The organism is Roseiconus lacunae (assembly GCF_008312935.1).
Lineage (GTDB): Bacteria > Planctomycetota > Planctomycetia > Pirellulales > Pirellulaceae > Stieleria > Stieleria lacunae.
In genome coordinates this window covers 433,088-447,727 of record NZ_VSZO01000079.1, presented here as the reverse complement: position 1 = coordinate 447,727, position 14,640 = coordinate 433,088, and the positions used below count along the sequence as shown (strand labels likewise).

Annotated in this window: 8 protein-coding genes; 5 read left to right on the top strand and 3 right to left on the bottom strand. The window is 56.5% G+C overall.

Features of this window, described 5'->3' with window-relative positions:
- Positions 1–20: 20 nt before the first annotated feature.
- The gene (gene lepB, locus FYC48_RS27230) at positions 21–2,114 is read right to left on the bottom strand and encodes a signal peptidase I (RefSeq protein ID WP_149499933.1); all 2,094 of its coding nucleotides are present in this window, start codon (positions 2,112–2,114) and stop codon (positions 21–23) included.
- Positions 2,115–2,627: 513 nt separating this feature from the next.
- Between lepB and FYC48_RS27225 the strand changes: the two genes are divergently transcribed.
- Positions 2,628–4,604, top strand: a complete 1,977-nt coding sequence (locus FYC48_RS27225) for a hypothetical protein (RefSeq protein WP_149499932.1) — start codon at positions 2,628–2,630, stop codon at positions 4,602–4,604.
- Between the two features lie 21 nt (positions 4,605–4,625).
- Here the strand turns inward: FYC48_RS27225 and FYC48_RS27220 are convergent, their stop codons facing one another.
- Positions 4,626–7,934: an Ig-like domain-containing protein gene (locus FYC48_RS27220; RefSeq protein WP_149499931.1), complete on the bottom strand. Its 3,309-nt coding sequence runs from the start codon at positions 7,932–7,934 to the stop codon at positions 4,626–4,628.
- A gap of 308 nt (positions 7,935–8,242) precedes the next feature.
- On the opposite strand from FYC48_RS27220, the gene FYC48_RS27215 reads away from it, so the two are divergent.
- The 4 genes from FYC48_RS27215 to FYC48_RS27200 all read left to right on the top strand — a co-directional run bounded on the left by FYC48_RS27215 (position 8,243) and on the right by FYC48_RS27200 (position 13,794).
- On the top strand, positions 8,243–10,015 hold the full coding sequence (locus FYC48_RS27215; protein WP_149499930.1) for a hypothetical protein: 1,773 nt from the start codon (positions 8,243–8,245) through the stop codon (positions 10,013–10,015).
- A 60-nt stretch (positions 10,016–10,075) separates the two neighbouring features.
- Positions 10,076–11,467: a hypothetical protein gene (locus FYC48_RS27210; RefSeq protein WP_160149799.1), complete on the top strand. Its 1,392-nt coding sequence runs from the start codon at positions 10,076–10,078 to the stop codon at positions 11,465–11,467.
- 137 nt (positions 11,468–11,604) lie between these two features.
- Positions 11,605–12,411, top strand: coding sequence for a tryptophan synthase subunit alpha (trpA, locus tag FYC48_RS27205; protein ID WP_149499928.1), 807 nt, complete (start codon positions 11,605–11,607; stop codon positions 12,409–12,411).
- Positions 12,412–12,672: 261 nt separating this feature from the next.
- The gene (locus FYC48_RS27200; RefSeq protein ID WP_149499927.1) at positions 12,673–13,794 is read left to right on the top strand and encodes a BON domain-containing protein; all 1,122 of its coding nucleotides are present in this window, start codon (positions 12,673–12,675) and stop codon (positions 13,792–13,794) included.
- Between the two features lie 285 nt (positions 13,795–14,079).
- Here the strand turns inward: FYC48_RS27200 and FYC48_RS27195 are convergent, their stop codons facing one another.
- Positions 14,080–14,358: a hypothetical protein gene (locus tag FYC48_RS27195; RefSeq protein WP_149499926.1), complete on the bottom strand. Its 279-nt coding sequence runs from the start codon at positions 14,356–14,358 to the stop codon at positions 14,080–14,082.
- Between the last annotated feature and the right edge of the window lie 282 nt (positions 14,359–14,640).

Genomic DNA, 14,640 nt, shown 5'->3' with positions numbered 1-14,640 from the left:
TTTCGAATTTGGACAGTGCACTAACGAATCAGTCGGAAGCGATCAAAGTTTGGCGTCGGTGGATCAGCCCACGGATGCGGCCAAAAGACCAACACCGCTTTACCGACCAGTAGGTCCCGTGGGACGTACGACGCCTGAGAATACTTATCGGCTTCCTTACGAATCCGATCGGGCAGGTTGAAAGCTTGCTTGGCCCCTGCCCAGCAGCGGGCGTCCAAGCTTTCCGGGCTATTGTCTCCCATCGGAAAGAACTGGTCTTCTTCAAGCTCAAACTCAACCGTGCGTCGCGCGTTCCAGATCGGGAACTCATCCCACAAATCGGGACGCTTAAGAATCAGTTGGATCTTACTATCGGAGATACTCGCGTTGGCCAAACTGTACAAATCGCTCGGCGAGTAATCGGCAATTTGGTATGAGCTGGTGTTCGTCGCGATGTAATACTTATCGCGGCTGATCACTACTCGATCGACCGTCGCTTTTCCACCTTGGACCGCGACACCAAACGGGGCGGCATCGAGGGGATGACGTTTTCCGTCGTAGTAGGGACGGTTGGACTGAACGTCGTGTACCAGCGAGACATCAAACGTTGTCGCCGCTTCAAATTCCACACGCTCATCGTCGATCCAAAGTCGCAATTCGTCATCGCAATTCGAAAACCGAACTGAAACGGCTTTACCGGCGGTCAGCGAAGTTTTCGCTGTCACTTGCTCTTGTCTTTTGTCACCAAAGATCGCTTGCTGCTGGCCTTTGTAAAGCGCCGTGACGGTTGCTTCGCCGGAAGTCAAATCGATGATGCATTGGTACTGAATTCCCGCTTCAACGATTTCAAACGTCACCCGTTTACATTCGCCCGACAACTGCATGTCGGTTTCGACGATCAAGTCACCGACCCAGTGCAAGCCTTCGTTTGCTACGTCGCGTTCGCCATAGCTTTCGATACCGGCGAACTGCGAGAGTGGTCCGCCGGGGGTGTAATCGGGGTTCAGTTCGGGTTCATTGAAACCGGCGATCGACTTTAGTGAATACGAGATGCCACTAAACAACGATCGTCGACGTTTGGCCTCCGGGACCGCTTGCCCGTTTGAGACGCGGCCCTGGTATACTTCCTTCGTCGGCACGGTGATGTAGCAGTCATAGGCGTAATAGTCCGTCACCAAGCCGCCTTGATAGGGATCGACCTCGGCTAGCGATTCGCCTTCGCTGGCCGCTTGCCACTGAGCCTGACTGGGATATCGGTGGAAGTAACGCAGCCATTGGTCGTCGGTGCTTGCCGAAGCATTAATCGATGCACGCAAGCCGTCACCGTCGCGGGAGACTGACCAGGAATCTTCCGGAGGAGCACTCGCGTCCTCTTTCCAAGGTTGAAAGCGACTAGGGTAGCCCGCTTTGATGAGCAATTCGGATTGTTGACTGCTGTCATAAACGTGGTGACGCATCGCCATCAGTTTGTTGTCTGGCTTCCGCAGAATTTGCAGCCGATTGTCCTGGCCGTCGACGTAGACATCACCGTGGCGAATCGACAGGGTTTCACCGGGGAGGCCGACGAGTCGTTTGATGTAGTTCTGCTTGGGGTTGCCGGGAAACTTGAACACGATCACGTCCCAACGTTCTGGATCGGCAATCGCATAGGCGTATTTGCTGACCAGGATTCGATCACCGTTGAATGTCGTGTCGTTCGCGTCCGCGGTGAGATTCAGGTTATTGACAAAGCGACAGTTGGGGCAGATCCCGGCGACAACGGTGTCGTTTTGCTCCAGACTGCGGCGTTCTTTGCTCGCGCCGATCTGGAACCGATGGTTACATTGATCACAGAATACGTCTTTATGAGCCCCCATCAATGCGGGCGCCATCGAACCGGTCGGGATGACGAAGGCTTCGGCGACAAACGCTCGGAACAGCAACGCCAGAATAAACGCGACGACAAAGGCCTCGACAGTTTCGCGGTTGCCCTCGGTGCGGATCTTCTCGGCGAAACGTTCTTCTTTGGTGAGCGTGGCCTTGGCCGCAGACTCGCCTGATGCTTTGCCTTGATCCACACTCGTTGGGTCGGTCGCCTTGGGCGAACCGGCTTCCGCTGACTCTGAATCGGTGCGTTTGTTCGGTTTTCGAGGCATTCAATCGTGGTCAAGCAAGTGTGGCAAGCAAGGTATCGCGAGTACTTTGTTTCAATTGAGGATTTGCTTGAGTTTGATCGGTCAACGAGCGACCACGCAAGTCATCGCAGCTCAACCGTGGCGATCGCCATGCGGCGGAACCCTAAATCTATCCCCAAACAAAGCACTTACAGTCGGTGTGACGGACGTCATCGGTGTAGAAAGCGCCAGCGGAGCAGCGCAATCGGCCGCCATACTAGCGGTTTCGGTGGACAATGGGAACTTCGATTCAGTTCGCGAAATATTGGCCCGATCTCCGCTCTAGGACGAGGAAGTTCCCAAATCGGGGCGTCAAACAAACCTGCACATGCGTCCGCGCAAGCGATAGAATGGGGACACCGCCCGGCTGGGGAAAATTTCAGCCGGGGGGGCCGAGACAGCCTTCACCAGAACCGCTAACGATCGAAGCGTCTAATGCGACACGTCTTTTCGCGACATCCACGGGCAAACAAGACACCTGATCGCATCCGCTCGATGTCCCGATTCAATGCACGACGGCCGGATCACAGTGCCTCGGTGGCGATCCAGCTCGCGTTTCGAAGGCTCGCGGTGTCATTGATGACGCTCGCGGCACTCACCCCCTGCATTGCGGGTGCGGCCGAACCTCCGAAGCCGCAATCGAATGATCAGAAAATCGCCGAGCTAATCGAGAAGCTGGGTAGCGACAGTTACGCCACCCGCGTCAGGGCTCGTGATCAGCTCAAGGAGTACGGCCTGGAGGCGTTCGATGCGCTTTACGAAGCCCAGTACCACAATGATAGTGAGGTCCAAACGGCAGCTCGTTATCTGCAGCAAAGCTTATTGGTCACGTGGTCACAAGAATCGGACCCCAAAGAGGTTCGTGAGATCTTGTACGAGTATGGCGCCCAGGATTCGACCGATCGCCTAGCGAGGATCGAGTTACTCGGACGACTTCCCGATCGGATGGGAATCGAGGCCCTCGCTCGGCTCGCCCGATTTGATCGACTTGAATTGCTTTCACGACGCGCCGCGATGCTGGTCCTGAAGCAAGCGATCCCCGATCAGCCCGTTCGCCGCCAGATTTTGGCGAGTCAACTTGAGTCTGTAATCGGCGATAATTCACGTGATGCGATCACTTGGCTCCGGGCCTACATCGAAGACCTTCGCCAAGGAAGATACGACCCACAGCGTTGGGAAGAGGTCGTGGCGACGCAACGACGCAAAGTTGACCTGGGATTGAACCAGGACATCACAGCCAAATCAGTGCTGCAGTTGATCAAGGTCATCGCGACACGCGCTATCCTGGAAGACGCACGTGACTCGGCCATGCAAATTTCCATCGAGAATCTGGATCTGATCGCCCCTTCGACGATCGAACTCGCCGGTCAAGCAGACTGGGCGATCACCCATGGGCTTTACCCAGTCGTGATCGAGCTGTACCAGCGACAGCGGCACGCGTTTTCATCCAATGCGGAGTTACTGTACTCGGCTGCTCAGGCGTATCGAGACAACGGCGAAACCGACAAGGGCGAACAGCTCGCCACGGAAGCATTTCAAATTTCTCCGCTCCCTGATGTCAAATTGGAATCCCTGAGTGAAGACGCGTTGCCTCGCGAAGACCAAGATCACTCGCTGACCGACCACCAACTCGAAGACATCGCGTTTCTTCACTACGCCGTCGCGAATCGTTTACGAATGCGCGGACAATACGACTGGGCCGAACGAGAACACCGATCGATCATCGCAAGCTGCGGTGTCGAAACCAACGCGGGAATCCGATCGCGCATCAGCCTTAGTTCGATCTTTGCCGAACAGCTTCGACATGACGATGCATCCGATGTCCTGGGCGTGCTGGTCCATCGCATCGAACGTGACGCCGAATACGCCAAACGTCTGATACGGTTTGACATCGGCAGTCATTTCGTTCAAAGCGAATATAACTTTCAGCAAGCGCTAGAACTGCTTGCCGGGGACCCGATTGCCTCCGAGATCGAAGAGGCAAAGCAGTTGCTGCAGCTAGCCTATCGTCAATATTCGGGAAACATCGACATTTTGATCCAGATGTATCGTGTTAAGGCTCCCGAAGACACAGAGTGGACTGAAAACGTCAAGCGACAGTTATCGCAACACATCGGCAGCTTGCACCAAACCATCACACAGTACGAGTCATCGAAGCGGGCGATGCCAGACGAGCGTTTCAAAGCAGTCTTGGGTGACAAGTACAACGAGTATGCATGGTTGGTATCTAACACAGAAGGCGATTTTGATCGCGCGTTGCAGTGCAGCCTCCGTTCCCTGAAATTTGCCAGCGAAGAAGAGATAGAGAAGCGTGCGGCTCGATTGGATACCTGCGCACGGTGTTACTTTGCGACCGGGCAAATCGACAGAGCGATCGAGACTCAAAAAGAAGCCCTCGACCTTGAGCAACACTCGCTCGCAATGCAACGGCAGCTCGCTGAGTTCCAAGCGGCAAAAGCAAGCGAATCGTAACGCGGCAAAAACGACGAGGGATTAACGTAGCGACTGCTGCAGCAATACCAGCAGCTCGTCGATTGCGACGTTTAACTCGGTGTCTTCTTCATCACGGATCTCGTTCAACCAATCGGTCGCCCGTTGGGCTTCATCAACCGAAAGCAGTGGATCGACATTCAAGCTAGACGCCCAAAACGTCGAATCCGTTTCTTCGACGGACTCATCGATCGCCGGCAAGTCGAGCGCAAACGAAGCCGACATCATCATTCGACTCGCCGAATTTTGAACGCTTGCGTCGGGCGACGGAGCTTCCGCTTGCCCGCCCTCATCGACGTTGGTCGCGTCCGGATCGACCACGTCATTCATTTTAGCACCGCCAACGGTGGCACCACTTTGAATCGCATTGAGGATGTTGATCACTAACAACGCGTCCAACGGCGTGACTTGGCCGTCTTTGTTGACATCATAACCGTAGCCCGGGTCTCCTGGCCCGACCGGCCCGGGGCCATATCGATTCAAGAAATTGATGATCGCCAGCGCATCGATGGGAGAGATCGTCCCGTTCCCATCGACATCATAGGGATTGTCGTCGTTATGAAATGGCGAGGCATTTTCCAACACTTCGATCACGAACGGCGTCGAGATTGAACTGGTTTCGCCGTTGGCGAGGTAAGCGGTGACGGTGAGCCCGATTTCCTCGGCCGCCGAACGTCGAACGAACACATCATCGAGCAGCTTCAGCGTCCTGCCGTCGACTTCAAAACGTGTGTCGTCGACGGAATACGAGTCGACCTCGACGGACAATCCATCGACCCGCACCTCACCGACCGTCGCACCAGCTTCGAGTTCAACCACCGTTTCGTTGGTCAAGCGAAGCGTGCCGCCATATTCGGGCTGATCGAGCACGTTGAGCCGGAACTCTTTCGAAGTTGAACTGCCGGCATTGTCTTTGGCCGAGACCGTCATCACGACCGTGGGCTCGGTTTCGTGGTCGAGAGTTTCGTCGTCTTTAAGCCAAAGTTCGTTGTCGTTGCGAATTTCGAAGCGTTGGTCATCGACGGAGTATTCGGTCGGTTGATGCCGGTCTTCGTCGTAGGAACTCAATCGCGCGATGTATACGCCACTGACGTTTTCTTCGACGTCGCTGCCGCCGATCACGAGCTGCGTGACTGGGTCATTCTCGTCACCGACGCGGACGGCGATCTCCTGCGAGAAGTAAGTCCCGGTAGCGCGATCGATCCCGGCGATGGTCAAATAGATGACGCTCTCGAATTCGTAATTTAACGGTCCGTTGACCAGCACCAAGTCGCCACCCTCGATCGCAAAGCGATGGTCATAGACGGTGAGTTGGTGTTCGTCGCCAAAGTCAGCGTCTTCTACCGACAGGCCGCCGACGACATAAGGACCGATTGTATGTTCGGGGATCTCGCCACCAAAGAATGTAATTCCGGTCGGCGTGTCGGGCCGCGAAGCAACATTCACCGAAACGGTGACCGGTTCGGAAACGGACTGGCCATCATGGAATCGAACGGAAAACGAATCGTTGCCGTAATAATCGGCGTCGGGTTCGTAACGCAAGTCGCCGTCTTCGGTGAATTCGACGTCGCCGTTAACGGGCGTCTGGACGATCAACGGAATGAGGCGATCGCCTTCGGGATCACTGACGAGCTGGTGAAACTCGCTCGACGGAATCGTGTAGGTTTCATCTTCGACGGCGCTAGCGAGGAAGTCAGGCTGGACGACCGGTGGAACATTTTCGTTCTCGATCCGAAGTCCGAAGTTAGCCTCGTGAACCTCATCGACCTGCGTGACATTGATACGATGGGCGTCGTTTTGCCTGAAGGCAATTTTGGTGACGCCCGCAGTCGACAGGGAGTAGTATGAGGCAAAGTCGTCACCGGGAACGAGCGCCTTGTGCGTCACTGTCCCCAAATCGTAGGACGCAAGTTGTGCCTTGCTTTGCACGTCTCGCAAGGTCAGCGTGTTCCCATCGGCGAGCTGCTCGATCATTGCGATCGCGTTAAAGTCACCGACGAATTGCGCGGTGCCATCGATCGCTTCGAACTGTTGCAATTCGGCAAAGTTGGCTTCGACATCCAATACCGAAATCTCTCCGTCGACACCACGGATCGCCAATAACCCTGCTTCATCGTCAAAGCTAAGCAGTTCTTTTGCCCCGACGATCACGGTTTGTGATCCCTCGATCCAGTCGGCCGAACGGTTGTCCCACAATGAGGTGTGAAGCGCCGGTGATTCCTGACCGTCGGCACCTTGACTGGCCACCGGCCACGCGATCACGCTACGGCTGCTGACCAGTTCCGACGAATCATCTGGTGAAACATCGATCGCCGTTGCCGAGGCGAGCACCTGAGCCTGGGCTGGTAAAAATTGAGGTTCGGGGGTGATCCGAACAGTGATCTGGTTACCCGATTGGTCTCCCGCCCGAACGCGCGGGGTGTGGAAGGAATGCAAGATTGTTTCGTTTTCGCCGTATTCAACAATCAAGCCGTGACCGTCTTGGCCGACCGTGGCATCGATGCTGGTGCCCGAAAACAATAGTTCGGGTTCGTTGCCGGCGGCATGGACCAACCACAGCGCTGACGGGTCTGGGGAGCGACCGCCGCTATCACCGAGCACCAGGGTCGCACGCGGGCCGGTTTCCGATTCGATCGCCGAAACGATTCCGGACGTAGAAAACGGCAGCGTCTGCCCCTGCATCGACGTACCCGATGTGCTCATCACCACGACCGATTGTGACGTCGCGATGTGCAACTGGTTCCCGCTGCGAACCGCATCAACCGCATCACTCAAATCAAGCTGCGGTACCAGTCGACGATCGGAAGCTTCGACGGGAAAGGTTTGATTTTGAAAGGAAGAACCTTCGAACAAACGCACCGGATGAATACCGGTAGGGACACCGTCAAACTGGAACTCGCCATTCGCGTCAGCGACTTGAAAGGCTTCGCCCGGATCCAAACTGGCATTGTCGTTGGAATCGATGTAGGCCAAGCGAGAATCCAACCGCTGCTCTGCCGGATCGGGACGCATCGAGCCGTCGAGATCATGAAAGACCGCTCCGCTGATCACCGCCAGTACACGGCGCTGCCCGAGCGTCTCGAAAACCAGCCGCCGGCGGACACCGTCACGTTTGACGGCACCAGACGCCCCGGCAATCGATGGCAGGTTTGAGCAAAGATTCGTATCGCTGGAGAGGCGCAGCGACAATGGTTTGCCAAGCGAGTTGCTTTCGCATCGGATCGATCGCCGCCTGCGTCCCATGTTGATACGGTTATCCCTTCGTAGTTGTATCCAAGTTGTGGGGCCGCCACCCGTTTTGCGCCGAGACATTGGACCTCAACGCTCGTTTGACGAACTCCCGACCCTCTGAGTTCCCCAGATTGGAGGCCACCAAGTCAATTAGGGCCCATTTTTTGGCCTTTCCCGACTATGCTTTCCAGACTCGCGGAAATTTTGTCCGTCAGAAAACAGTTCGCTAGAAACGACGTCTATGATACGCTGTAGCGAACATAATCGGACCCAAGATTCTTTCGTTTGAACAGATTCTTTACCAGATTGAGACGCGTGATCGAAGGGGCCGATACCGCATTGCCGAGCCACCCTTCTGACGAAATCTCCTGCTTCGGAGCTGATGTTTTATGCAAAAAGACCTTCGCACGTCATCTCATGCCGCTGTTTCGTTGAAATGGTGGTCGCTTTTGAAGGGCTCATTCCAATGCACATTCGGGGCGCTAATCCTGGTCGGATCGGCCGCAGTCGCCGACGCACAAACTTCAGAAGAACAAATTCGCCAAGCCTATGAAGGCAGCAGCGGCGGACCTCCGGCGGGAAGCAGTTCCGGGGGAGGCTACCCCGGCGGATCCGGAAGTGGTCCACCGACGGGCTACGGAAGCCAGCCGGGCAGTTCCGGATCGGGGTACCCGGGTGGCTCCGGCAGTGGTTACCCGGGCGGCAGTGGCTACAGTGGCAGTAGCTACGGAAACACTCGCTCGCGGCGTGGCTCGGACACCAACGTCATGCGAGAAATGCTCCAGCAATTCGTTGTGAAGGCCGCCGAATCCACGAACATCGCGTCCTTGGCCGACCCCGAATCGGCACCGCCGATAGCGTCCGGCCCGGTTCTGTTGAATGAAGCGACGGTGGCCTACGCCAAGGGAGCGTCGTCGTTAGCCCGGCAACTGTATTTTGGTCACATGGTCGCCGAATTCGAGAACGCGCAGGGCCAACTTTCAGCCGTCAAGTACAGCAAGATTCTCAAGCGTCCTGTTTGGCAAATCCGTTGGGGTATTTCGATGGCCGTCCGAGGCGACGCGACCGACCCCCAACCGATCAAAGAAACCGCACCAAGATCGACCGGCGGACCGGGCGATGGCATGGGGCCTCCCGATGCCGCGATGACGGCCGAATACGCCGGCGGCATGATGGAAGACCAATCGGGTGGCTACAGCGAAGACGAAATGCGCGCCCAAATGGAAATGGAAATGGGAAACATGTCGTCTCCCGATGGGATGGACATGTACGGTGGCGACGGCATGTATGGCCAGCCCGGCGGCCGAGCCAACGCGCTCGCGGTCGCCCCCAAAGCACCCACCCCCGGCGAGCGTTTGGAGCAAATGGAACGCTCGATGACTAGCGATGAAGCCGCCAAAGAACTCGAGGATAACCTCGGCGCAGTCGTCGCTTACTTGGGCGAACAATTTGACCAACGCTATGCCGAAGGCAGTTTCGGGCAGGCGCTCACGGACGTCTCCGGTGAAGCTGGCCAACCCGATGTTGTCTCGGGCGAATTCGTTGACCTACTCGAAGGTGCCGATTCAGACCCGCCGCTGTGGCGACCGGGAATCGTTTACCTGGGCCGTGGCCATGCCGATGAAAACTTAGCTGCCGCCAAACGTGCCGGCATCGACCTGGTCATCCACATCGACGTCTTGCTCAAACCACTTCGCGGTGGTGACTACACGCAGAACATTTCGCGATGTCGACTGATTCATGTCGCCACCGGAAAATCACTGGGCGCCTCTGGGTCAATCGACTCACTTGAATTTAAACAGCAGTCGCGCACCAAAGGACTCGGTTCGCGCGAGTACATCGAGGAGCAACTCTCTAATTTTGTCGGCATTATCGACCGCCAAACGGTTGCTTCCGACCTGCCGCAACTCACACCGGCGGTTGCGACCAATCGAATCGGCACCTTGCTCGCTAGCGGTGGAAGCCGAAACCTGCAGACTCTGGCCGAAGTTCGCTTATTCCAACAACAGGGCCTTCTTAACGAGGATCAGGTGATGCAAGTGTTCGATATCGTCGGCGGTGACGAAGGCTTGCAGTTGTTATTTGGCACCGAAGATGAAAAACTGTCGGTCGTCCGAAAATGGATCTCCGACCAATACGCCGGTGGCAATTCGGATTCTTAACGCCACAGCCCACCGTGAATGGCTCGGCTTTCCCGCCCTCGTCTTACGCGTGTCACGTTTTTGTCCCGTCCGTCGATTCAGCTCAGCGCGATCCGTTTGCCTGGGCCTTCTCGTGAACGCGAACCGGCCGCGGTCTGCGCCCCCGATCAGCCAACGCTCGAATGGACAGATTGGGTCCAGCGACGTGATAAATTTCTCGAGCAGTTGACGATTGACTTTGATCGGGACGAATCGCTGTGTCCTCGACTTCCCGACTGGCTAACCCTGTTTTCGCTGCCCGAACAGTTGCTGCTCGCGTACGAGCGCCATCGCGAAACGAGTGAACTGGGGCATGTCTTTCGCATAGCCAATTCACTGCACGACCACCTCGATGCCATCACAGTCATCGGCCCCGCCTCAAGCAACTTGGCTGCCGAAGCGGTCACGTCCGCCTGCTGCGATCCGTTTCACAACGAGATGTCGCGCGCCGAACGTGGCAGCAAACCGCGGCTGTACTTTGCCGACTTTGAACCGGACAATGATTCGATTCAGTCGCTCGCCTGGCGACTTCAACGACATGGCTACGGCGACGTCCACGCCGAGCGTCGATGGGGAATGATTTTGATCGACGCTCCAAACAGTCGCGACCAATGGTTGCCGCTGTTCCGCTATTTTTCCACGCAACTCGATCACTGGACCGACCATCTCGCCGACCGACCTTTCCCGTTGACCATTATCACGCCTCGACCGAACGACTGGAACGAGGGCATGACGGGTGGGATCGCGTTTCAAACACTGCTGCAAAACGACGAACTCACCGGCCACCGGGGAATCCTGTCACCGTCGACGTTGCTGCCCGCCGCTTTTTTGGGTCTGGACGTGATCCAGCTGCTCGTTGGTGCGGCGGCAATCAACCAGAACTTCCAAGAAGCATCCGCTGCCGACAACTTGGTATTCCGGTGGAACCAAGCTTGCGAACAGCGAGCCTGTTGGCTTGTTAACGAATCGCCGTCCTTTGATCGATTGCTTCACTGGTGGAGCCAGCTTGAGTGGCCAATTGCGAACGGCGGAGTCCAGTCGATGCGGTCCTGTGATGCGGGGGAAAAACTGCAACGTGGCCGTGATCCGTTCACATCGCATTCCAATTCGTCGCCTCGGCACGTCGCTCTGCATCTCGCCCCCGGGGTCGAACGAACAGATCCAATCGTGCTCAAACCCCCTGTACGTTCTGAATCTCGATCGACCGCCGAACCGCTTGATCGATCGCAAAAGGTCAGTGACCTTCGATCACAACAACGTGAGGAGCTTCGGGAACGCCTTGCGACAGTGGGAGCGGAGCAGTACCAGCTTTCGCTGCCGGGGATCGACACGCATGCACTCGGCCAGTGGATCCAACTGGCTCTGCTTTCGTCGGCGATCATCGCCGCCAATAAGCACGATTCCAAGTCAGACGATTCCGGTCCTGTGGGCTAAACGCGGCCGATTGAATCGACTACGCTCTGCGACCAAGCGAACCGACGATCTGAGTACGAATCTCGATTGTATCAATCGTCTTGCCGCTTGCTGTCCGGCATCATTTGTTAGCGTCCCTCTGAAACTCTAGATGTTCCATGTCTTCGATCGATGACCTCTTCGCTCGCTTGAAAGCAGATCGCCGTAAAGCTCTGATGCCGTTCCTGACCGCCGGTGACCCCAAAATCGAAACCACTGCGAAAGTGCTCGCGGAGCTGCAGTCATCGGGAGCGGACTTGTGCGAGATCGGCATCCCCTACAGTGATCCGATCGCCGACGGTCCGGTGATCCAGGCGTCTTACCAACGCGCGCTCGAAAGCGGCTTTCGATTGGAGCACGCGTTTCAGCTCGGCCGTGATCATGCCGTCGGCGCTGGCATTCCCATGGTGACGATGGTTAGCTACTCGATCATCTTTCGCGTCGGACTTGAGAAGTACGTCGATCAAGCCCAACAGGCGGGCTACGCCGGGGCCATCGTGCCGGATCTATTGGTCGAGGAAGCGGACGCGTTATCGGAAATCTGCCGCAAAAAAGACTTCAGCTTGATTCAGCTGGTCACGCCGACCACGCCCCGGCAGCGACAAGTTCAGATTGCCAACACATCATCGGGTTTCTTGTACTACGTCAGTGTGACCGGGATCACAGGGGAACGGACCGCACTGCCGACCGACCTGACCGACAACGTTGGTTGGCTGCGTGAGCAAACGGATTTGCCGATTTGCATCGGATTTGGGATCAGTGGTCCCGAGACGGCTGCCAAGCTGGCGCCGGTTGCTGATGGTCTGATCGTCGGGTCAGCGGTGGTTCGTCGGATCGCCGAAAGCTCTGATTCTGAAAGTGCGGCGACGAATGTCAGCCGGTTTATCGCAGAACTGCGAGAGGCGATCGACGGCGCGACCAGTTAAATTGGCGAGTCCTTCGCGCAAGAAGACTAAGCGTGGCAAGCTAGTGAATCTTTGCGGCGTCGCCCGGTTGATTCGACGGCAAAATCCGAAAAAACGTACCTCCCCGAAGCGTCGATCGCCGAAATCTACAGCAACACCGGTCCGAAACGGATTTTCCGGTAGACGGAGCACGACCCGCGATTGAGAAGTCCCGCATCATCTTGGGGCGGCTCGAATAACGTCGCCGGCCGGAGCGATTTGGAACTGTAGGAGGCATTTCCCATGCGACGAAAGTATCTCGGATTGGCGATCGCTGCGATCACCGCTTTTGGGCCGGCGTCGGCTTTTGGTGGAGACCGTGAGATTGCCCAAGAAATTATGACCCGCCTGAAAAGTACCCGCGATGCTGGTGCTTTGAAAGACTTCACCCTCGACATGAAGGTCGATCAGGGTGTGGTCTTGTTCCGCGGCAGTGTGAGCGAATCGAGCCAAAAGGATTTGGTTCTCGCCGCTGCCAAAGGAATTGACGGTATCACGAAAGTGGTCGACGAGGTTTCAGTGCAGCAAGCCGCTGCCGAAGAAACCGCCGATGTAGCCACGCCAACGTTAGCCAAGTCTCGCGAATCACTTCGCAAGATGCTGACCGCCGGCTTGGAAACATCGCCCTCGGACGTGAAAACTGCGGCGAAGCCTAGCTTGGAAATCGCCCCCGGCGAAATCCAAACCACGGCGGCTGTCGAATTGGCCACCCCCGCTGCCAACGACCAAGAAGTCGTCGCCAGCGTTGTGAAAGCACTCAGCAACGCTCAACAAAACGGCCACCTCCGTGGCTTTGGCGTCGACGTTCAGTGCAACAACGGTGTCGTCACGATCAACGGACGTGCAGCCACCCCCGCCGCTCGTGACCAGATCGTCCAGATCGCACAAGCGACCCCGGGCGTGCAGAGCATCGACCAGCAGATCACTGTGCTTAACAGCCAGCCGACACCTGCGATCGCCCCCGCACGTGCGACCGGTGTGCCCGCTCAACTTGCCAGCAACCGCATGGCACCGGCACACATGAATCAAGTCCCAACGATGGCTGCACCACAGCAAATGGGACACCCCATGTCGACCGCGTCGGCCCCAATGATGGGGACTCCCGTCAGCGGCCAACCCGTGCCGATGAACTACGGAGCAGCGGGTGCACCTCGCTACGACGCTCCCAACCTGCCCAACTACGCCTGGCCAGGATACGCCGCCTACCCGAACTACGCCGCACTGACTTATCCACAGCAGTACAGCCCCTCGGCATGGCCTTACATCGGCCCATTCTACCCCTATCCGCAAGTTCCATTGGGATGGCGTAAAGTCTCCCTGGAATGGGACGACGGATGGTGGTTCTTGGACTTCACCGATCGCTAATCCAGATCGGCGGACCGGTTAAGCCGGCCACAGTTCTAAAAGACGAAACCGCGGTAGCGAAAACGCTACCGCGGTTTTTTTATGTTTCGACCACCCCGACAATGATGCAACGATTGCCAGTGCTCCGGCTTGATTGATTGGGTTTGGTTTATCAGCCGACGAACGTTCGGCTCGGTTATTACGCCGAAACCGTGACTAACGCCATTCGGCTAATCCTCATCTAAAAGTTGACGACATAGTGATCGATGATTGCAGTTCGAAACGCAATCGCATCAGACCGGCAAACTAATACGCGGCAAGCTCTTCATCGCCACGTCCCGGGATGACAAACACGCCCAACACCATCGCCGACAACGTTACGGTGTGAATCAACCAGGCATCGTGCAATCCCGCGACGGTTCGAAGCGTAATCAAACTTGTGATGACAAGAACCGCAATAAAGCGGCGTTCCGCCCGGACCAAGTCATCGCCGATCAACAGCTTCGTCGATAGCAGTGCCCACAGTCCAACGACAGGAAGGGCAAGTGCTTCGAAGAGGTTCAAGATTTCGAGTGCGCCGAGCATGACAGTCCATCATCAAAAGAGAGAAGCAAAATCCATTTCGGGAAACATCCCAGGTCCAAGTTGTGCAGCGAAAGCCCGACTTTAGCCTTTCTTTGGAAGATCCCGAAATTGGACGTTTTTCTTTAGCGACCGACCCAAAACGTTCACCGGATGGCTTGCGTCATCCCGGTAGGCTTCTTCTCGATGGAAATCAGGTGACGGCCATCGATCGATGCAAGTCGCGGCAGTCGCCATTGCGAAAACCACGGCGAGACGCACCTGGCTGGTCGATAGCCTCGTCAA